Raw genomic sequence first — 21639 nt, forward strand, 5'->3', positions numbered from 1 at the left:
ATCTTCCTATGAAATCAAGGCTTTACAGTACAACTTGTGGATAACTTTTCTGAATGGTTTTGGGCTGTACGATAGAGAGTCCTTCAAGCAGCCACCTGAACTGTTGAGAAGTTATTTCGAGTGCTTCTGATTCATCTCTGGGCCATTTAAATTTACCATTTTCAAGTCTTTTATAAAGTAATACAAAACCATCACCTTCCCAATACAGAGCCTTCATGGTCCTTGTATTTCTACCACAAAACAGAAACACAGAATTAGAAAAAGGATCAAGCTTGAAATTCTGTTGAACGATAGCTGAAAGACCATCGATCTGTTTGCGCATATCTGTATAGCCAACAGCTATATAGATATGTTCTGCTTTTGAAATATCACCAATCATAACAGCGACTTCAAAAGAGGCTCAATACTTTGGTAAGGCGTATCTGAATCAAGTTCAATTTTAATGCTTCCCTTGATAATGATAATCTTTTCATTATTGTGAGGTTGCTTTTCAACAGAAACAAAGGACACTTCATTCTTGTAGTTGTTTTCATTTATCTGATCACATAAAATATTTCTGATTTTTTGTTGATAATTATAATAAGTCGACGGCTTGATATTGTTTTTGTCACAGAAATCTTTGACAGATAAACCACTTTCCTTGCATTCTTTGATTTTAAAATACCAAAATTTATATTTTTCATTTTCGGTAAGTTCCTGTACTGTCATATAGTCTCTCTTCCTTTCCATATAGTTTTTGGAGAATATAAAAACTACAATATAGTTTATGGAGTCTCCACATTCTATATTGTAGTTCTTAAAATTCTATATTTTTATCCACTATTTTATTTGGCGCTTACGTTGATAAGCTTTATATTGATCTTTACTTAATGATATTTTATCTTTATTTTGTTTTCTTTGATTTGTTGTTTCTTGTTTTGAATGTAATGAACTTTTTTGATTATTTTGTTTTAAATAGGCTAAAGCTTCTTTTTTAGAATCAAAGCTTTTGAATTTAGCATCTTTAAAATGATCGACTTCTTTTTGACATTCTTCCCAAGTGTTATAAATACCAGGATGTCTTCCTTTTTTTACAGCATAATATTTCATGATATCACTCCTTGTTTCTATTATGACATATTTATAGCTTTTTGTAATGGGATAAAAATGATATAAAACTTGTGAAATGTTACACATAGCCTTATGTGTAACTTGTTTTTATTTTCACATGATACTAAAATATGTGTAGTTAGAAAAGAGGAGATTTAATTATGGCAAACAGATTTGTATTAAATGAAACAAGTTATCATGGAAAAGGAGCAATTGAATCAATTCCTGAAGAAGCAAAAGCAAGAGGATTCAAAAAAGCTTTAGTATGTTCAGATCCAGACTTAGTAAAATTTGGAGTAACAGCAAAAGTTACTGATTTATTAGATAAAGCAGGATTAGCTTATGAACTATATTCTAATATCAAACCGAATCCAACAATTGAAAATGTTCAACAAGGTGTTAAAGCATTACATGATGCTGGAGCAGATTATATGATTGCTATTGGTGGTGGTTCATCAATGGATACAGCAAAAGCAGTAGGTATCATTGATAAAAACCCTGAATTTGCTGATGTAAGAAGCCTAGAAGGTGTTGCACCAACTAAAAATCCTTGTACACCAATCTTTGCAGTTCCTACAACAGCTGGTACTGCTGCTGAAGTAACAATCAACTATGTAATCACAGATGTTGAAAAAGATCGTAAAATGGTATGTGTAGACGTACATGATATTCCAGTTGTAGCATTCGTTGACCCAGATATGATGTCATCAATGCCTAAAGGATTAACTGCTGCTACAGGTATGGATGCCTTAACTCATGCTATCGAAGGTTATATTACTAAAGGTGCTTGGGAAATGTCAGATATGTTCCATATCAAAGCTATCGAAATTATTTCTAAATCATTAAGAGGTGCAGTAGAAAATACGCCTGAAGGTAGAGAAGGTATGGCTTTAGGTCAATATGTTGCAGGTATGGGATTCTCTAACGTAGGTTTAGGATTAGTTCACTCAATGGCTCATCCACTTGGAGCTTTATATGATACACCTCATGGTGTTGCTAATGCTATCATCTTACCAACAGTTATGGAATATAATGCACCATATACTGGTGAAAAATATAAAGACATTGCAGAAGCAATGGGTGTAGATACTACTGGTATGTCTCAAGAAGAATATCGTAAAGCAGCTGTAGATGCAGTTAAACAATTATCTAAAGATGTTGGTATTCCAGCTGACTTAAAAGAAATCGTTAAAGAAGAAGATTTACAATTCTTAAGTGAATCTGCTTTAGCAGATGCTTGCTGTCCAGGTAACCCAAGAGATACAAGTGTAGAAGAAATCAAAGAATTATATAAATCATTATTATAATAATAAAACAGTCCTCAATGAGGGCTGTTTTTTTGTTTTAAAATTTAAAAAAAGAAAATTTTGTTATTAATTTCACAATAAAGTTGACTTTTTATGAGGTTTCAATATAATTCTTTTTACATGTTAAAAAGGGGAAATTCGATGGAAAAAAATAAAAAATCAAGTTTTTCAGGCCGTTTAGGATATGTTATGGCGGTTGCTGGTTCGGCTGTTGGATTAGGAAACATTTGGCGTTTTCCATATCTTGCGGCTAAATATGGTGGAGGTACTTTTTTATTTACTTACGTTATTTTAGCGTTAACAGTTGGTTTTGCTTTACTTGTAAGTGAAACAGCATTAGGAAGAAAGACCGGAAACAATCCAATCAAAGCATATAAAATCTTAGGAGCAAAAAAATTAAAGATTGGTGGTTGGTTGAATTCAATTATTCCAATGTTGATAGTTCCTTATTACTGTGTTGTTGGTGGTTGGGTATGTAAATACTTATTTGAATATTTAAGAGGATCAAGTCATATCTTGACACAAGATACCTATTTTTCAAATTTTATTGCTAATCCAATTAGTCCAGCTTTTTGGTTAGTTGTTTTTGCAGTATTAACTTTTATTGTGGTTATTAAAGGTGTAGAAAAAGGAATTGAAAAAGTAAGTAAGATCTTAATGCCTATTTTAGTAGTGATAGCTATTTTTATTTCAATTTATGGTTTAATGACACCAGGGGCTATTGAAGGTTTAAAATATTATATCATTCCTGATTTTTCTAAATTCAGTATTATGACAGTCATTGCTGCGATGGGGCAAATGTTCTATTCTTTATCGATTGGAATGGGAATTTTATTTACTTATGGTTCTTATATGAAAAAAGATGTTGATATGGAAAAAGCAATTTCTCAAGTAGAAATTATGGATACGTTGATTGCTTTTTTAGCGGGGTTAATGATTATTCCTGCAGTCTTTGCATTTTCAGGAAAAGATAGTTTAAATGCTGGAGCATCTTTAATGTTTATTACAATGCCAAAAGTATTTAATTCACTTCAATTAGGTGGATTTATTGGTGGTGTATTCTTTTTACTTGTCTTATTTGCTGCTTTAACATCAGCTATTTCTTTAATGGAATGTTCAGTCGCAACTTTAATGGAACAATTCCATATTTCTAGAAAAAAAGCAGCTTTAGCAATGATTATTGAAATGTTAGCTTTAGGAATTCCTATTTCACTTGGCTATGGTGTTTTAGGATGGATTCAACCATTAGGAATGACTTTATTAGATTTCTTTGATTTTGTCACAAATTCATGTATGATGCCAATTTCAGCGTTATGTACAGCTTTATTAATTATTTTTGTAACAAAATTAAAAACAATTTCAGATGAAATTAAAATATCATCTGCTTTTAAAAGAGAAAAAGTCTATAATTTTGTGATGAAATATATTTGTATTCCAACATTATTAATTATTTTATTAAGTTATATTTTATCAACATTTGGAATTATTACGTTATAAAAAAGCTTTTTTAAGCTTTTTTTCTTTTTGGACATAAAAAAGACATTTTTTATGTATATAATATATTAGAAATAAAATGAGCTTTTGTATTTGTCAAATAAAACATTTGTGCTATAATTTATTTGTTTAATTATGCCTAAGTGTAAAGGAGGATGTCTTTATGGACAAAATAAGTGAAAAGATAAAAGCAGCCCGCATTGCCAAAGGCGTTACAATAGAGGAAGTCGCAGAAGCAACATTGTTATCTGTTAATATCATTAAAGATATAGAAGACGGTGCTTTTGAACGATTTGTTGGAGACGAGCTATATGTAAAAATGTATCTTAAAAAAATAGCAAGATACTTAGAAATAGATGAGACGATTGCTGATGATTATTATGCAATTACGAGAGAAATTAAAAAGGCTGATTTAAAAGATTTAGAAAATAAAAAAGAAGATATAGGATCTGTTACTTTTGTAGATAAAGTAAAAAATATTCAACCAACTAAAAAACAACCGACAAGAAAGGGAGTTTATGAAGATCACTATATCTTAAGATATGTTAAATATGCAATTGTCATTATTATTGTCATTGCTATTATTATTGTACTTGGATATTCATTTGTCTTTATGAAATCAAATGATTCATCATTTAAAAATAGTAATACATCTAAAACAGAAACAAGTGAAACTTTAAAGAAGAAAACAACAGAAACAGATAAAAAGAAAACAACAGAAACAGATAAAAAGAAAACAACAAAATCTGATACAACGAAAAAAGATGAACAAACATCTACTGAAATAACTTTTACTAAAAATGCTGATGGTGATTATAGTTTTAAATTACCTGATGGATATGATCAAGAAACTTTTAAATTAAAGGTAGACTTTACATTTGCGACAACTGTTGATCTACATGTTAATGGTGATCCTAACAGTTATCAAACTGATACATTTAAAAAAGGTGTTTATAGTAGTAATCTTGCTAATATTTCAGCATCAGATGCTTTAAAAGATGATTCTGCATGTGAAAGTGTTGAATTAGAATTTAATGTGAATGATTTCCAATATTTGGAATTTTCATATAGTTGGAACTTAGGACATCGTTATTATATTAATGATCAAAAAATTCCATTAGAAGAAAATGATCATTATGGAACAAGCTCTAATGGTAGAGTAAGAACATTTAAATTAACGATGGTCAAATAATGAATTTACCTAATAAATTAACGATTACAAGAATAATCCTTGTTCCAATTCTTATTCTTATTTATATGTTTCCTTATGCAACGTTTGGAATCAATGTACCTATGTATCATATTTTGAATGCTGATATTTCACTTGTTAATATTGTTATCTTTATTATTTTTGCAGTTGCTTCGTTAACTGATTATTTTGATGGACAAATTGCAAGAAAATCTAAATTAATTACGACTTTTGGTAAGTTTGCTGATCCGATTGCAGATAAACTATTAATTAATACGATTTTTCTTTTACTAGCAAGTGATGGAACAATTTCTATCATTATTCCTATTATTATGATTTCTAGGGATACGATCGTAGATGCCATTCGTTTGGTGGCTGCTAATAAACAAGTTGTTATTGCAGCAAAATATTTAGGAAAATTAAAAACTGTGACACAAATGATCAGTGTGATATTCTTATTATTAAATGATTTTCCTTTTTCAATCATTCATTTACCAATTGGTCAAATAAGTGTATGGATTGCTTGCGTGATTTCAATAGTAAGTGGTATGGATTATTTTATGGATAGTAAAGATATGTTAACGGAGTCAATGTAATGAATGAACTTGCTGAATTATTAATAAAAAATAATATTTCTATTGGAACTGTAGAAAGTTTTACAGTAGGAAATTTTGCGACAATGCTAGGAAATATTCCTGGCATTTCTAAGGTTTATAAGGGTTCTTTAGTCACTTATCAAAGTGAAACGAAAGAAAGGCTTTTAGGAATTGAACATCCATTGATTGAAAAGTACGGTGTTGTTTCTAAAGAAATTGCTACTTTAATGTGTGTTAATGGTAAAAGTATTTTAGATGTTGATCTATGTGTTTCTTTTACAGGAAATGCTGGACCGGATGCAATGGAAGGAAAACCAGTAGGAGAAGTCTATATTGGTATTGCTTATGAAGATGTTGTTGTTTATAAATTAAATTTAGAAGGTAGTCGAAAAGAGATTGCTTTAAAGGCAATAGATTTTGCTCAAAAGAAAGTAATTGAAAAAATTTTAAAAAAATAAAAGAAAAAATGAAAAATAAAGCATATATAGGAATAGGAGGTATTATTTATGGCTGGAAAAAAAGAAGTAGAAACAAAAGATGCTAAAAAAGCACAAGCATTGAATGATGCAATCAAACAAATTGAAAAGCAATTTGGAAAAGGTTCTGTTATGAAGCTTGGAGATCGTGCAGCTGTTGATGTGGCTGTTATTCCAACAGGTTCTTTAACACTTGACATGGCTTTAGGAATAGGTGGTTATCCTAAAGGAAGAATTATTGAGATTTATGGTCCAGAATCAAGTGGTAAGACAACACTTACATTACATGCGATTGCTGAAGTGCAAAAACAAGGTGGTACAGCTGCGTTTATTGATGCCGAACATGCCATTGATCCTGTTTATGCTAAAAACCTAGGAGTTAATATTGATGAATTGATTCTTTCGCAACCAGATAGTGGTGAACAAGGTTTAGAAATTGCTGAAACACTTGTACGTTCTGGAGCTATTGACTTAGTAGTTGTTGACTCTGTTGCTGCACTTGTTCCTCAAGTAGAATTAGATGGCGAAATGGCTGATCAACAAATGGGATTGCAAGCAAGATTGATGTCTAAAGCTTTACGTAAACTTTCAGGGGTTATGAATAAAACAGATTGTACAATTATTTTCATTAACCAATTACGTGAAAAAATTGGTGTTATGTTTGGAAATCCAGAAACGACTACTGGAGGAAGAGCTTTAAAATTCTATTCTTCTGTGCGAGTAGAAATCAGAAGAAGTGAAGTAATTAAAAATGGTACGGAAATTGTTGGGAATAAAGTCAATATCAAAGTTGTTAAAAATAAAGTGGCACCACCATTTAAATCAACACAAGTCGATATTATTTATGGTAAAGGTATTTCAAGAGATGGTGAAGTCTTGGATTTAGCAGTTGATAAAGATATTGTTGATAAATCCGGTGCTTGGTATGCTTATAAGGGTGAAAAGATTGGACAAGGACGTGAAAATGCAAAACGATATCTTGTTGAACATCCTGATATAATGAATGAAATTACGGAAGCAATTAAAGCTTCATTAATGCCTGTAGAAGAAGAGGAATTGTAAAAATTCCTCTTTTTAACTTGTTATTGTCAAAATAAGCAATTTGACATATAATATACTTGTGCGCAAAACACGTTTAATAAACATAGTAAAGACTATGTAAATATTAATTATTATAACCGAAACAAACGGTGAATGATTGGATAATCAATCATAAAAAATGTGCATAGAGAAAATGGAGGGTGGAATATGCCAGGTTTAAATATTGCCACTATTTTATCCTATGTTCTAGCTGTCGCTGTTGGGGTTCTTATTTATTTTGTATATGCAAAACTAAATATTTCAAAAGCTAATGTAAGTGCTCAAAAGATTATTGACGATGCAACGAGTAAAGCTGATAATCTAGTTAAAGAAGCTATTTTGGATGCTAAAACTCAAGCTTATGAATTAAAATTAGAAGCAGAAAAAGAAATTAAAGAACAAAAACAAGAAATTACTGAACTTGAAAATAATCTTTCAGAACGTGAAAAAGGTATTGAACGAAGAGATATTGCTGTTCAAGGTAAAGAAGACGTTCTTGAACAAAGAATTAAACAATTAGATATTAAAGAAGCTGGAATAGATAAATTAGAGGCTGAATTAAAAAATAAAATTGATTCTAAAGTTGTTGAATTAGAAAAAGTTGCCGCTATGTCAGCAAGAGAAGCTAAGGAAGAATTGTTCAAACAAGTTGAACAACAAATTTCATTAGAAATGTCTGCTTACATAAAAGAACAAGAAGAAGAAGCTAAAAGTAAAGCTGCTGATATGTCTAGAGACATTATTGCCAATGCAATTAATCGATACGCTCAAGAAGAAGTTACTGAAAGAACAGTAACTGTTGTTGATCTTCCAAGTGAAGAAATGAAAGGACGTATCATTGGACGTGAAGGTCGTAATATTAAAGCAATCGAACAAGCAACAGGTGCAGATTTAATTATTGATGATACACCTGAAGCAATTACGATTTCTTGCTTTGATCCAGTAAGAAGAGAAGTTGCTCGTTTATCATTAGAAACTTTAATTAGAGATGGACGTATTCAACCAGGAAGAATCGAAGAAGTTGTTGATAAAACAAGAAAAGAATTAGATGAAGTTATTAGTAAAACTGGAGAAAATGCAATTTTTGAATTAGGTATTTCTCGTATTGATAAAGAAATTGTTAAACAAATTGGTAAATTAAAATATCGTACAAGCTATGGTCAAAATGCGCTTCAACATTCATTAGAAGTTGCACATTTAGCAGGAATTATGGCTGCTGAATTAGGATTAAATCAACAATTAGCTAAACGTGCAGGTCTATTACATGATATTGGTAAAGCAATGGATCATGAAATGGAAGGAAGCCATGTTGAATTAGGTGCAAAATTCGCAAAAAAACATGGAGAACATCCAACTGTTATTAATGCAATTGCTTCACATCATGGGGATGTACCAGCAACAAGTGTTATTTCTATTTTAGTAGCTGCTGCTGATACATTATCAGCTGCTAGACCAGGAAGTCGAAGTGAAACAATTGAAAATTATATTCAAAGACTTGAAAAACTTGAAGAAATGGCTAAAAGCTTTGATGGTGTCGATCGTGTCTATGCAATTCAAGCAGGACGTGAAATTCGTATCGTTGTAAAACCTGATAAAGTGGATGATTTAGCAAGTCATAAGATTGCACGTGATATTAAGACAAAGATTGAAGAAGAATTAACTTATCCAGGACATATTAAAGTTACTGTTATAAGAGAAATTCGTGCGAGTGAAATTGCAAAATAAAAGGGAAATCAATTCCCTTTTTTTTTATATATGTTAAAATGTCTTTACGAAATGAGGAAAGAAAATGAAAGTTTTATTTATAGGAGATATCGTTGGAAATGTAGGACGACAAATGATAGAAGATTATCTTTATCGTATTCGAAAAGATTATCAAATTGATTTTGTAATCGCAAATGTTGAAAATGCAACACATGGTAAAGGATTAAATAGAAAACATTATGATTTCTTTACTTTTGAAGGTGTTGATTGTATGACAATGGGGAATCATACTTTTGATAAAAAAGAACTTCTTGATTTTATTGATGAAGCTGATCGCCTTGTTGTTCCTTTCAATCAACCAAGTATTTTACCAGGAGTCCATACAAGAGTATTTAATGTTAAAGGTACAAAAATAAGAGTAACCAATGCACTTGGATGTGTCTTTATGGATAACCGTTATTCGAATCCTTTTGATCATATTGATGATTATCTAAACCTTGAACAAGATATTCATATTATTGATATTCATGCAGAAGCAACTAGTGAAAAAATAGGTTTAGCTTATTATTGTAAAGATAAAGTACAAGCAGTCTTAGGAACACATACACATGTACAAACAGCAGATGAAAGAATTATTGATAAAAAAGTAGCATTTATTTCTGATGTAGGAATGACAGGACCTTATTTAAGTTCTTTAGGGTGTGATTTAGATAGTGTGATTACGCGTATGAGAGGTTTAAGTTCAAAATTTTTAATTTCTGAAAATTCAGGACAGTTTGCAGGTATCGTGATTGAATTTAATGACAAACACCAACCTATCTCTATTGAAAGAGTTTTGATCAATGATGATCACCTATATCGAGCATCTTAGGATGCTTTTTTTGTTATTTTTTTAATGATAATTCATATAGTGAATTAGGAGGCAAAAATATGGGAATAATTAAAGTATCTTCAACATCTGTTCCTAATCACGTTGCAGGAGCAATAGCATCATTAATGAGGGAACAAGATAAACTTATGATTCAAACAATTGGTGCAGCAGCACTTAATCAAGCAATTAAATCAATTGCAATTGCTAGAGGATATATTATACCGACAGGTAAAGAGCTTATCTGTATTCCTTCTTTTCATGATTTAATGGTCGATGATAAAAGGATTACTGCCTTAAGACTTGTAATAGAATTACGTTAATTTTTAGTGAAAAGGGTTTCTTTTTTTAAAAATTCATTGTATAATACTGACATGTAAATGGAGGTTTTTTAAAATGGCAAAATGTAAATTATTAATGCAAACAGGACAAGTTCAAAAAATTATTGATTTCTTTGATGGATATTCAGATGATAAAGTATCATGTAAATATATTAAAAAAGTAGGAATCAAAGCTGAATTTGAATGTGAAACTGAATTATCACCTGAAGAAGCAGCAGGTCATTGTAAAGGAGTATTTAAAGGAACCCCAGAAGGTAAAGTATTATACTTCTCAATTCAACCAGACGGATTCTTTGGATAAGATAAAAATGATAAGGACTGATAAGTCCTTATTTTTTTCTAGCCAAAAGATAACTTTATGTATATAATAGGAAAGAAATGTGGTGAAAAAATGAAAGATTATAGTGAATATTTTAAAGGGCCAAATTTAAAAGAGGCTCAAAAAAGAAGTAGAAAACAAGTTGATCATTTAAAAGATGCTTTTGAAATACCTAGTGATATGGTAAGTGTAGGTAAAGGAAAAACTTATTATATTCATACTTATGGTTGTCAAGCGAATGAACGTGATGGTGAAACATTAGCAGGTATTTTTGAAATGATGGGATATACAGTTGCTAAAGAAATCGAAGAGGCAGATGTCATTTTATTAAATACTTGTGCTATTAGAGAAAATGCAGAAGAAAAAGTATTTGGGAAAGTAGGTTATGTTAAAAACTTAAAGAAGAAAAAACCGAATCTTATTTTTGGTTTATGCGGTTGTATGGCACAAGAAGAAGTTGTTATTAAAAGAATATTAGAAAAACACCCGCATATAGACTTAATCTTTGGAACACATAATATTCATCGTTTACCAACTTTATTAAAAGAAGCAATGTTTAGTAAAGAAATGGTTGTAGAAGTATGGTCTAAAGAAGGGGATGTTATTGAAAATACGCCTGTTACACGTGCTAATGGACATAAAGCATGGGTCAATATCATGTATGGATGTAATAAATTCTGTACGTATTGTATTGTGCCTTATACAAGAGGAAAAGAACGTTCTCGATTAATGGATGATATTATTGAAGAAGTTAAAGGATTAAAAGCAGATGGGTATCAAGAAATCACTTTACTTGGACAAAATGTCAATAGTTATGGAAAAGATTTAGAAGAAGACTATGATTTTGCGACTCTTTTAGAAGAAGTTGCTAAAACTGGAATTGCACGTATTCGTTTTACAACAAGTCATCCATGGGACTTCTCTAGAGAAATGATTGAAATCATTAATCAATATGATAACATCATGCCTTATATCCATTTACCAGTACAATCAGGAAATACAGAAATCTTGAAATTAATGGGTAGAAGATATACAAGAGAACAATATTTAGAACTTTTCCACATGATTAAAGAAGTGATGCCAGATTGTTCAATTACAACAGATATTATTGTTGGTTTCCCAAATGAAACAGAAGAACAATTCCAAGATACACTTTCTTTATATGAAGAATGTGAATACGATTTAGCCTATACATTTATCTATTCTCCTCGTGAAGGAACACCTGCTGCTAAAATGCAAGACAATGTGCCATTTGAACAAAAACAAGACCGTTTAGAAAGATTAAATGAAGTTGTTAAAGAAAAAGCTTTAAAACAAAATCAACGCTTCTTAAATCAAGTTGTGGATGTTTTAGTAGATGGTCCATCTAAACGTGATGAAACAATGATGACAGGATATACTGCACATCAAAAATTGATCAACTTCAAAGGGCGTAAAGAAGATATTGGTAAAATTGTGCCTGTAAAAGTCACAGAAGTAAAAACTTGGGCTTTAAAAGGTGAACAAGTTGACTAGAATTGAAGAGCTGGCTAGAAAATTAAATCAAGAAATTTTAGCTTTAGAAGTTGTTCAAGAATATCAAAAGTATGAAAAACTTGTTTTAAATGATGAAAAACTTAAACAATTAGAAAAAGAATTAAAAGTATTACAAAAAAAGATTGTCAATCAAAAAGCAAAACAGGATGATCGAGTTACAAAAACAATTCAAGAATATCAAGAAAAAAAAGCATATTATGAAAATCATCCATTAGTTGTTAATTATTTATATTTACAAAATGAAGTGAATGAAATCTTACAAACAATCAATCAACAAATGAATAATGCCTTAAAGTAGGGAAACCTACTTTTTCTTTTTATTATTGACTTATTTAAATTTGGGGATTATAATTTTTCAAAAATATAGAAAGAATAAGGAGATAAAAAAATGGCATTTTACTTTGAAGAACCATCGCGTACTTTTAATGAATATTTATTAGTTCCAGGATACTCATCAGCTGAGTGTCGTGCTGAAAACGTAAGTTTAAAAACACCATTAGTTAAATTTAAAAAAGGTGAAGAACCTGCATTATCACTAAATGTTCCATTAGTTTCAGCAATTATGCAAGCTGTATCTGATGACAATATGGCAATTGCCTTAGCTAAAGAAGGTGGAGTTTCATTTATTTATGGATCTCAATCAATCGAAAGCCAAGCAGCTATGGTAAGACGTGTTAAAAATTATAAAGCTGGATTCGTTCCAAGTGATTCAAACTTATCACCTGAATCAACTTTAAAAGATGTTTTAGATTTAAAAGAAAAAACTGGACATTCAACAATGGCAGTTACAGCAGATGGAACTGCTAACGGTAAATTATTAGGAGTTGTTACTGGAAGAGATTATCGTATTTCTCGTTTATCAATGGATACAAAAGTTGAAACTTTTATGACACCATATGATAAACTAATTTGTGCAGATTTAGGAACATCTCTTAAAGAATGTAATGATATGATTTGGGATAACAAATTAAATTCATTACCTGTAGTAGATGCTGAACAAAGATTACATTATTTCGTATTTAGAAAAGACTATGAAAATAGAAAAAATAATCCAAATGAATTATTAGATGAAAATAAACGTTACATTGTTGGTGCTGGAATCAACACACGTGACTATGCTACACGTGTTCCTGCATTAGTAGAAGCTGGTGCTGATGTTTTGTGTATCGATTCATCTGAAGGATTCTCAGAATGGCAAAAATTAACAATCGATTGGATTAGAGAAAATTATGGTGATACTGTTAAAGTAGGTGCCGGTAACGTTGTTGATGCAGAAGGATTTAGATTCTTAGCTGAATGTGGTGCTGATTTCGTTAAAATTGGTATCGGTGGAGGATCAATTTGTATCACTCGTGAACAAAAAGGTATTGGTCGTGGACAAGCTACAGCAACAATCGAAGTAGCTAAAGCAAGAGATGAATACTTTAAAGAAACAGGAATTTATGTACCAATTTGTTCAGATGGTGGTATCGTTCATGATTATCATATGACATTAGCCTTAGCGATGGGTTCTGATTTTATTATGCTAGGTAGATATTTCTCAAGATTTGATGAATCTCCTACAAATAAAGTTCAAATTAATGGACAATATATGAAAGAATATTGGGGTGAAGGTTCTGCTCGTGCTCGTAACTGGCAACGTTATGATATGGGTGGAGATGCTAAACTTTCTTTTGAAGAAGGCGTAGATTCTTATGTACCATATGCTGGAAGTTTAAAAGATAACGTTGGTTTATCATTATCAAAAATTAAACATACAATGTGTAACTGTGGTGCTTTAACAATCCCTGAATTACAACAAAAAGCTAAAATCACTTTAGTATCAGCTACTTCAATTGTTGAAGGTGGCGCACATGATGTTGTGTTAAAAGACGCTAAAGAACAAAAATAAGACTTCGTTGAAGTCTTTTTTTTATTTTTAGACATATTGTTATATGGGGTGACAAAATGGCTGGTAAAGTGTATGAAATCATGACCAAGGCAACTTTATCAAAAGGAACGAAAAAAACGATTTCTAAATATGATTATGTTGTTAATGAGATTGATAAAATACTAGGATGTTGGATTTGTAATCATCAATATCAAGGAATCATTAGGGAGCATCAACCATTTATAGAAGGAAGTTTTGATTTGCATATTTGGTATAGTCATTTAAATGAAAGTTATTTATTAAAACAACAAGTGCATTACCAAGATGCTATTGATTTAAATATGAAAGATCATCAACTCAGTCAAAATGATCAAATTATTGTTGAAAGTCAATACTTACCTCGATGTATCCATGCAACCTTAGAAAATAAAACAATGCACATCGAAATAGAAAAACAAATGTCTTTAAAAATCATTGGTAATACAACAATTCTTGTAGAAAGTAAAACAAACGATGAAGAACTTGAAATGAAAATTAATCCCGATTTCATAACATAGAAAGATGTTTCTTTCTATGTTATAATAATCAACGAATTAGAATGAGGTGTAAAAATGAAACAAAAATACAGTCCAATGATGATGCAATATTTAGGTATCAAGGAACAAAATAAAGATTCTATTGTGATGTTTAGATTAGGGGATTTCTATGAAATGTTCTTTGATGATGCGATGATTGTTTCTAAAGAACTAGAACTTGCTTTAACAGGGAAAAATGCCGGCGCTAAAGAAAGAGTTCCAATGTGTGGGGTTCCTTTTCATAGTGCGAGTGGATATATTCAAAAATTAGTAGATAATGGACATAAAGTCGCGATTGTTGAACAATTAACAGATCCTGGAAAAAAAGGTATTGTTGAACGTGGTGTTGTTCAAATTGTCACACCAGGTACTATTTTTGATGAATCGATGACAAAGAATAAAAATAATTATATCGCGTGTATGATGATTTTTGATTTTGTTTATACGCTTGCTTTTTGTGATATTACAACAGGTGAATTTCAAGTCATCAATATTGATAAAAAGGATCATCTTTTAAATAATCAATTAGCTTCGATGGAAGTTAAAGAAATTGTTGTTAAAAGTGATTGTACATATAACTTTAATGATTCAATTATGGTATCTCATTATGATAATGAAACATTTAATGAAAAATATCGAGATATTTTTCATAATATAAAAGATTTAAAAGAAATCAAAGTATCTACTTTATTATTAAATTATTTAATTGAAACACAAAAAAGAGACTTGGAACATCTTCAAATGATTGAAGAAATCAATAATCAAGATTTTATGACAATGGATCTTTATACTAAAAAATCATTAGAATTAACTGAAAATTCTAAAGATCATGAAAAATATGGTTCCTTATTTTGGTTATTAGATATGACAAAATCAGCAATGGGAGCAAGACTTTTAAAAAATTATATTGATCGACCACTTTTAAAAAAAGAAGCCATAGAAGAAAGATTAGATATTGTTGAAATCTTTACTCAACAATTTATTCAAAGAGAAAGTATTAAAGAAATATTAAAAGAAATCTATGACTTAGAAAGACTATCAAGTCGTATTGCTTTTGGAAACATTAATGCAAGAGATTTAAAATGGATTGCTTCTTCTTTAAAAGTCTTACCAGAATTAAAACAACAACTTTATTCATTCAATGAACCTTTAACAGATCAATTAGCCAATCAAATCATTGATCTATCACATATTACAAAACTCATTGATGATGCTATTATTGATAATCCTCCTCTTACGATTAAAGAAGGAAATATTATCAAAGATCATTTTAATGAAGAATTAGATGAATTACGTTATTTAAGAGATCATGGAAAACAATGGTTAGTTGATTTTGAACAAAAAGAAAGAGAAAAAACAGGTATTAAAAACTTAAAAGTTGGGTATAATCGTGTCTTTGGTTATTATATTGAAGTTACAAAAGGAAGCTTAGATCTTGTTAAAGATGAATTCGAATATACAAGAAAACAAAGTTTATCGAATGCAGAAAGATTTATTACGCCTGAATTAAAAGATATGGAAAGTAAGATTTTATCGGCACAAGATAAAATTCAAAAATTAGAATATGTTTTATTTACTCAAGTTAGAAATGAAATCAAAAAAGAAGTCCATTTGATTCAAGATGTTTCGAAAATTATCGCGCGTGTAGATGTTTATCAATCTCTTGCAATGTTAGCAAGTGAAAATAGTTATGTAAGACCTGTCTTTAATGATCAAAAAATCATGGATATTAAAGAAGGTAGACATGGTGTCATTGAAAAAGTCATGGGGCATGGTAAATATGTACCTAACGATGTTTCAATTGATGAAAATTCACCAGTTGTCTTAATTACAGGGCCAAATATGGGTGGTAAATCGACTTATATGAGACAAGTAGCTTTAATTGTTATTATGGCGCAAATTGGTTCGTTTGTTCCTGCTAAATATGCGAATCTTACAATCTTTGATCAAATCTTTACGCGTATTGGAGCAAGTGATGATTTAATTAGTGGTCAATCAACTTTCATGGTAGAAATGTTAGAAGCGAATAATGCTTTACGTTTTGCTAGTGAAAAATCGTTGATTTTATTTGATGAAATTGGTCGAGGAACAGCAACTTTTGATGGAATGGCTATTGCCCAGGCAATGATTGAATATATTGCCAGTGAAATTCATTGTATGACATTATTTTCAACCCACTACCATGAACTTACATTTTTAGAAGATAAAGGTCTTGGCATCCAAAATGTTCATGCTAGTGCTAGAGTAGATAATGATCATTTAGTATTTGAATATTTAATTAAAAAAGGACGTTCTAATAAATCTTATGGGGTCAATGTGGCTAAACTTGCTAAATTACCAGATGAAGTAATCAATCGTGCTAATTTAGTATTAGAAACACTTGAAGAAAATAACGTAGAAGATTGTTTAATTGAAGAAAAACAAGTTCAAGTTATTGAAAAAGAAAGTGAAGTTGAAAAATATTTAAAGACAATTGATCCAATGGCTTTATCACCATTAGATGCTTTGTCAACTTTAATCGAATTAAAGAAATTAGTAAAGTAGAGGTGGCCTATGAAAATAAAACAACTTGATGATATTTTAGCAAATAAAATAGCAGCTGGTGAAGTCATTGAAAGACCAGCAAATGTTGTCAAAGAATTAGTTGAAAATAGTATTGATGCCTCTTCTTCTAAAATAGATATTATTATAGAAGAAGGAGGAATGAATTTAATTCAAATTATTGATGATGGATCAGGAATGGATAAAGAAGATGCATGTCTTTGTTTTTCAAGACATGCAACAAGTAAAATCTATAATGATCAAGATTTATTTTGTATTCAAACATTAGGCTTTAGAGGCGAAGCTATTCCTTCCATTGCTTCTATTTCTCGTTTTGTTTTAAAAACCAGTGATGGAAGTCAAGGATCAACAGTAATTTATGAATTTGGTAAATTTATTGAACAAAAACAAAGTGATCTTAATAGAGGAACAAATATTTCTGTTTCAAAGCTTTTTCAAAATGTACCAGCAAGATTAAAATATGTAAAATCTGTCAATGCTGAATTTGCACATATACAAAATTATGTAGAAAGACTTTCTTTATCTCATCCAGATATTGCTTTTACTTTAATACATAATGATAAGATGACTTATAAAACAAATGGAAATGGAAATTTATTAGAAGTTATTCATCAGATTTATGGGTTATCTGTGGTTAAAAATATGTTGAATTTAAAAGCTGGAAATGATGAATTTCAAATAGAAGGTTTTATTGGCAAAATTGAAGTGAATAGGGCAAGTAAGAATCATATTGTTACGATGGTCAATCATCGTATTGTTAAAAATCAAGTAGCAATCGATGCTATTAATCAAGCATATCGTAAATATTTAGCAGATAATCGTTATCCTATTGCAGTCATCAATATTGAAATTGATCCTTATTTAGTGGATGTCAATGTTCATCCAAGCAAGTTAGAAGTTAAGTTTTCTAAAGAATACGAATTAAAACAATTAATTTTTGATGCGGTATCTAAAACTTTAGAAAATGTAAATTTAACCTATCAAGTTAAAGAAGAAAGACCAATCTTTAAACCACAACTAGATCAAATGGATCTAGATATTGATTTTAGACAAGAAATTCCTACAAAGGTTCAAGAAAAACCACAAGCTTCATTTATTCAAGAAAAAAAACAACCACTATTTGTACATGAAGAAAAAAATGAATATATAACAGAACCTGTAGAAAAGCTTGTTGAAGAACCTATCCAACTTGAAAAAGTTGAAGTGTCTTTAAAAGAAATGAAAAAGAAAATATTTGTAAAAGCACAAATTCATGGAACTTATATTGTAGGTGAAGATGATAGTGGAATGTATTTGATAGATCAACATGCTGCACAAGAAAGAATCAATTATGAATATTTTCTGGAAAAATATAGTCATCCAGATATGACAATGAGAGATTTATTAGTACCTATTACAGTTGAATATCCTTTAAGTGAATGTATGATGATTGAAGAAAGAAAAGACTTATTAAAAGAAGTTGGCATTGATTTAGAGCCTTTTGGTAATGGTTTTATTATTAAACAACTGCCAATGTGGATGAATCAAATTAATGAACATTTATTTATTGAAGATATGATTCAACAAATATTAAAAGATAATAAAATTGATTTACTTTCTTTACAAGAACATGCTATAGCAACATTAAGTTGCAAAGCATCTTTAAAAGGAAATAGTCATCTATCAATTGAGTCAATGCAAACAATTGTTGATAATTTAATGCGTTGTGATAATCCTTATGTTTGTCCACATGGAAGACCAACGATTATTCATTATTCAGCATATGAATTAGAAAAATTGTTTAAGAGGGTCGTATAATGGAAAAAGTAATTGCTGTAATTGGACCAACAAGTGTTGGTAAAACAAAAATGGGAGTAGCTCTTGCTAAAAAGTTCAATGGAGAAGTTATTAGTGGAGACTCTATGCAAATTTATAAACAGATGGATATAGGAACTGCTAAAGTCACAGAAGAAGAAAAAGAAGGTATTATTCATCATTGTGTAGACATTTTAAATCCTGATGAAACATACAGTGTTCATGATTTTCAACAAACAGTAAGAAAAAAGATAACAGAAATTACCCAAAGAGGACATGTTCCAATAATTGTTGGAGGAACAGGCTTATATATAAAAGCAGCATTATATGATTATCAATTTGATGAAATGGAAAATGATCATCATGCAATAAATGAAAAATATAAAGATTATACAAATGAACAATTACATGATCATTTAAAATCAATCGATGAAGAAAGTGCAAAAATATTGCATTTCAATAACCGTCGACGTGTTTTAAGAGCTATTGAAATCTATGAAACAACAGGTAAAAGAAAAAGTGAAATGTTAGAAGAACAAGAGCATATTTGTTTATATGATGCTTATTTTGTGGGATTAACGCTTCCTAGAGATGTTTTATATGAAAGAATTAACAAACGTGTTGATGTGATGATGGAAAATGGTTTAAAAGAAGAAATGGAGCGTCTTTATAGTCAAGGACTTACAAGAAATCATCAAAGTATGAAAGCGATTGGTTATAAAGAATGGTTTGATTATTATGATCATCAAATTGATTTAAATGATGTTTTAGAGTTAATAAAAAAACATTCAAGACAATACGCTAAAAGACAGTATACTTGGTTTAAAAACCAATTTGATGTTCATTGGTATGATGTGAATTTAGAAAACTTTGAACAAACCATTGAACAAGTAACAGATGATATAGAAAAAATCCTAAAAGTTTAGGATTTTTTTGTATGATTTAATTTTTTAATATTACTTGTACGACCATGTTTTAAAATACGTCGATAATTTTCAGCTAAAGCTTTTTCATATTGACTTGTCATCCAAGGTACATAGAATTGATTATTTGCGATTTGATCAGGTAAATATTGAATATATTCCCATAACTCAGGACGATCATAATTATATTTTTCATCCTCTTCTAGACCAACAGGTGTTAATCTTAAATATTCAGGTGCAGGCAAAGATTGTTGTCTTAAAGAAGCTAAGGCAGCATCAATAGCTGCTTCTGATGATTTAGATTTAGGTGAAAGACATAAATCAATAATAGCACTTGCAATAGGAATTCTTGCCTCAGGAAATCCTACTGTTCTGGCAGCTTGAAAAGCAGCAACAGTACGCATACAAGCATTTGGATTAGCAAGTCCAACATCTTCATATGCACAAACAAGAACACGTCTTTCTAAAGATTCAATATCATTATATTCTATCAACTTTGCAAAATAATACATAGCTCCATTAGGATCGCTTCCACGAATAGATTTTTGTAAACCACTTAAAGTATCATAATATTGATCTTCATCTTTATCAAATTGACCATTGGCTTGTGTTAAAGCATTTTTAGCATCTTCAATAGTAATATGTTTATCATGAGAAATAATTGTACATACTTCTAAACAATTATATGCAAAACGAATATCTCCTGATGAAAGACGAGCAATATGTTGCAAGACTTCTTCATCACATTGATATTGATGATGATAGCCCTTTTCGCTATCTAAAGCGTGATGTAAACCTTGAATAATATCTTCTTGAGTTAAAGGCTTAACTTCAATGATTTGACATCTTGAACGAATGGCAGGATTGATTGAATGGTAAGGATTAGCTGTTGTACATCCAACAATAATCAATAGACCACTTTCTACATAAGGAAGTAAATTATCTTGTTTCATTTTATTCATACGATGAATTTCATCGATAATGACAAAAAGACCATTAGATAATTTAGCTTCTTCAATAATCAAATCCATTTCTTTTTTATTTCCTGTAGATGCATTAAAAGTACGACAAGGCATATTTAAATCATGAGCCAAAGCCATTGCAAGAGTTGTTTTACCGCAACCTGGTGGGCCATATAAAATAACAGACATTGGGTGATTCTTTTCTACAAATTTAGTAAATAAACCATTTTCACCTATAATATGTTTTTGTCCTAATATATCTAAAAGAGATTGAGGTCTCATATTATAAGCTAAAGTTCCACTCATAAAAAAATCTTCCTCCTTAATACAAAATGAATTATAATGATTATAACACTTTTATAAAAAGAAAGGTAGAAATGAATATGAGATTAGTTGTACAAAGAGTAAGTGAAGCAAGCGTGGAAATTGAAGGAAAAATAAATGGACAAATCAAACAAGGATTTATGGTATTAGTAGGTATTACGAATGATGATAATGAAGAAATTGTTGATAAGATGGTTAATAAGCTTATCAATTTAAGAATTTTTGAAGATGAAAATGAAAAATTGAATTTATCATTGATGGATATCAAAGGAGAAATTCTTTCTATTTCACAATTTACTTTATATGCAAATTGTAAAAAAGGAAGAAGACCTAGTTTTTTAGATGCTGCTAAACCAGAAATATCAAAACCATTATATGAATATTTTAATAAAGAATTAGAAAATGCAGGGGTCCATATAGAAACAGGAATCTTTGGAGCGATGATGAAAGTCTCACTGATCAATGATGGACCAACAACGATCATCCTGGACAGTAAAGAAATCATATAGTCATAAGGTAAAGAAACGTTCTGTAAAGATCGTTTCTTTTAATCATGACAAAAAAATACAGATAAAAAAAACGTTGATATAAAGGCAGAAAAAGAGGGAAAGAGAGAAAAAAATAAAAAAA

General features: G+C 30.1%; 22 protein-coding genes. 18 read left to right on the plus strand and 4 right to left on the minus strand.

Features of this window, described 5'->3' with window-relative positions; genetic code table 11:
• Positions 1–22 precede the first annotated feature (22 nt).
• The 3 genes from tnpB to HUU89_RS10635 all read right to left on the minus strand — a co-directional run bounded on the left by tnpB (position 23) and on the right by HUU89_RS10635 (position 1089).
• The gene (tnpB, locus tag HUU89_RS10625) at positions 23–379 is read right to left on the minus strand and encodes an IS66 family insertion sequence element accessory protein TnpB (RefSeq protein ID WP_106988958.1); all 357 of its coding nucleotides are present in this window, start codon (positions 377–379) and stop codon (positions 23–25) included.
• Positions 376–708 carry an IS66 family insertion sequence element accessory protein TnpA gene (tnpA, locus tag HUU89_RS10630; RefSeq protein ID WP_106988957.1) on the minus strand — a complete coding sequence of 111 codons (333 nt, stop codon included), beginning with the start codon at positions 706–708 and terminating at the stop codon, positions 376–378. Before tnpA ends, tnpB begins: the two co-directional genes overlap by 4 nt.
• Positions 709–819: 111 nt before the next feature.
• Positions 820–1089, minus strand: a complete 270-nt coding sequence (locus tag HUU89_RS10635) for an RNase H1/viroplasmin domain-containing protein (RefSeq protein ID WP_175301736.1) — start codon at positions 1087–1089, stop codon at positions 820–822.
• 161 nt (positions 1090–1250) lie between these two features.
• On the opposite strand from HUU89_RS10635, the gene fucO reads away from it, so the two are divergent.
• The 17 genes from fucO to miaA all read left to right on the plus strand — a co-directional run bounded on the left by fucO (position 1251) and on the right by miaA (position 19726).
• Positions 1251–2396 carry a lactaldehyde reductase gene (gene fucO, locus HUU89_RS10640; RefSeq protein WP_022000718.1) on the plus strand — a complete coding sequence of 382 codons (1146 nt, stop codon included), beginning with the start codon at positions 1251–1253 and terminating at the stop codon, positions 2394–2396.
• Between the two features lie 141 nt (positions 2397–2537).
• The gene (locus HUU89_RS10645; RefSeq protein ID WP_175301737.1) at positions 2538–3893 is read left to right on the plus strand and encodes a sodium-dependent transporter; all 1356 of its coding nucleotides are present in this window, start codon (positions 2538–2540) and stop codon (positions 3891–3893) included.
• A 160-nt stretch (positions 3894–4053) separates the two neighbouring features.
• Positions 4054–5082 (plus strand): helix-turn-helix domain-containing protein, encoded by a 1029-nt coding sequence (locus tag HUU89_RS10650; RefSeq protein WP_175301738.1) that lies wholly within the window; start codon positions 4054–4056, stop codon positions 5080–5082.
• The gene (gene pgsA / locus HUU89_RS10655; RefSeq protein ID WP_175301739.1) at positions 5082–5675 is read left to right on the plus strand and encodes a CDP-diacylglycerol--glycerol-3-phosphate 3-phosphatidyltransferase; all 594 of its coding nucleotides are present in this window, start codon (positions 5082–5084) and stop codon (positions 5673–5675) included. The genes HUU89_RS10650 and pgsA overlap by 1 nt, the downstream gene beginning before the upstream one ends.
• The gene (locus HUU89_RS10660; protein WP_032089552.1) at positions 5675–6133 is read left to right on the plus strand and encodes a CinA family protein; all 459 of its coding nucleotides are present in this window, start codon (positions 5675–5677) and stop codon (positions 6131–6133) included. The genes pgsA and HUU89_RS10660 overlap by 1 nt, the downstream gene beginning before the upstream one ends.
• A gap of 48 nt (positions 6134–6181) precedes the next feature.
• Positions 6182–7213: a recombinase RecA gene (recA, locus tag HUU89_RS10665; RefSeq protein WP_032089553.1), complete on the plus strand. Its 1032-nt coding sequence runs from the start codon at positions 6182–6184 to the stop codon at positions 7211–7213.
• Positions 7214–7399: 186 nt separating this feature from the next.
• Positions 7400–8956, plus strand: coding sequence for a ribonuclease Y (gene rny, locus HUU89_RS10670; protein WP_175301740.1), 1557 nt, complete (start codon positions 7400–7402; stop codon positions 8954–8956).
• Between the two features lie 64 nt (positions 8957–9020).
• A complete protein-coding gene (locus tag HUU89_RS10675) occupies positions 9021–9806 on the plus strand; it encodes a TIGR00282 family metallophosphoesterase (RefSeq protein ID WP_119362843.1) in 786 nt (261 codons plus the stop codon).
• 59 nt (positions 9807–9865) lie between these two features.
• Positions 9866–10126 carry a stage V sporulation protein S gene (locus HUU89_RS10680; RefSeq protein ID WP_175301741.1) on the plus strand — a complete coding sequence of 87 codons (261 nt, stop codon included), beginning with the start codon at positions 9866–9868 and terminating at the stop codon, positions 10124–10126.
• Positions 10127–10199: 73 nt separating this feature from the next.
• Entirely contained in the window at positions 10200–10445 is a 246-nt protein-coding gene (locus tag HUU89_RS10685; RefSeq protein ID WP_032089556.1) for a hypothetical protein, read from the plus strand.
• A gap of 90 nt (positions 10446–10535) precedes the next feature.
• Positions 10536–11978: a tRNA (N6-isopentenyl adenosine(37)-C2)-methylthiotransferase MiaB gene (miaB, locus tag HUU89_RS10690; RefSeq protein WP_119364319.1), complete on the plus strand. Its 1443-nt coding sequence runs from the start codon at positions 10536–10538 to the stop codon at positions 11976–11978.
• Positions 11962–12297 carry a YlbF family regulator gene (locus tag HUU89_RS10695; RefSeq protein WP_107030555.1) on the plus strand — a complete coding sequence of 112 codons (336 nt, stop codon included), beginning with the start codon at positions 11962–11964 and terminating at the stop codon, positions 12295–12297. Before miaB ends, HUU89_RS10695 begins: the two co-directional genes overlap by 17 nt.
• A 90-nt stretch (positions 12298–12387) precedes the next feature.
• A complete protein-coding gene (locus HUU89_RS10700; RefSeq protein ID WP_032089558.1) occupies positions 12388–13890 on the plus strand; it encodes an IMP dehydrogenase in 1503 nt (500 codons plus the stop codon).
• 56 nt (positions 13891–13946) lie between these two features.
• Entirely contained in the window at positions 13947–14426 is a 480-nt protein-coding gene (gene cotE / locus HUU89_RS10705) for an outer spore coat protein CotE (RefSeq protein ID WP_032089559.1), read from the plus strand.
• A 54-nt stretch (positions 14427–14480) separates the two neighbouring features.
• Complete coding sequence (gene mutS, locus HUU89_RS10710) at positions 14481–16988, plus strand: DNA mismatch repair protein MutS (protein ID WP_175301742.1); 2508 nt, start codon at positions 14481–14483, stop codon at positions 16986–16988.
• Between the two features lie 9 nt (positions 16989–16997).
• Positions 16998–18803, plus strand: a complete 1806-nt coding sequence (gene mutL / locus HUU89_RS10715) for a DNA mismatch repair endonuclease MutL (protein WP_147580501.1) — start codon at positions 16998–17000, stop codon at positions 18801–18803.
• A complete protein-coding gene (miaA, locus tag HUU89_RS10720; protein WP_175301743.1) occupies positions 18803–19726 on the plus strand; it encodes a tRNA (adenosine(37)-N6)-dimethylallyltransferase MiaA in 924 nt (307 codons plus the stop codon). Before mutL ends, miaA begins: the two co-directional genes overlap by 1 nt.
• Here the strand turns inward: miaA and HUU89_RS10725 are convergent.
• Positions 19723–20991 carry a replication-associated recombination protein A gene (locus tag HUU89_RS10725; RefSeq protein WP_175301744.1) on the minus strand — a complete coding sequence of 423 codons (1269 nt, stop codon included), beginning with the start codon at positions 20989–20991 and terminating at the stop codon, positions 19723–19725. The two genes, miaA and HUU89_RS10725, sit on opposite strands and share 4 nt — an antisense overlap.
• A gap of 77 nt (positions 20992–21068) precedes the next feature.
• On the opposite strand from HUU89_RS10725, the gene dtd reads away from it, so the two are divergent.
• Positions 21069–21518 carry a D-aminoacyl-tRNA deacylase gene (dtd, locus tag HUU89_RS10730; RefSeq protein WP_175301745.1) on the plus strand — a complete coding sequence of 150 codons (450 nt, stop codon included), beginning with the start codon at positions 21069–21071 and terminating at the stop codon, positions 21516–21518.
• Positions 21519–21639: the final 121 nt, after the last annotated feature.

Origin of the sequence: Faecalibacillus sp. H12, assembly GCF_013361255.1 — a bacterium.
Taxonomy (GTDB): Bacteria; Bacillota_I; Bacilli_A; order Erysipelotrichales; family Coprobacillaceae; genus Faecalibacillus; species Faecalibacillus intestinalis.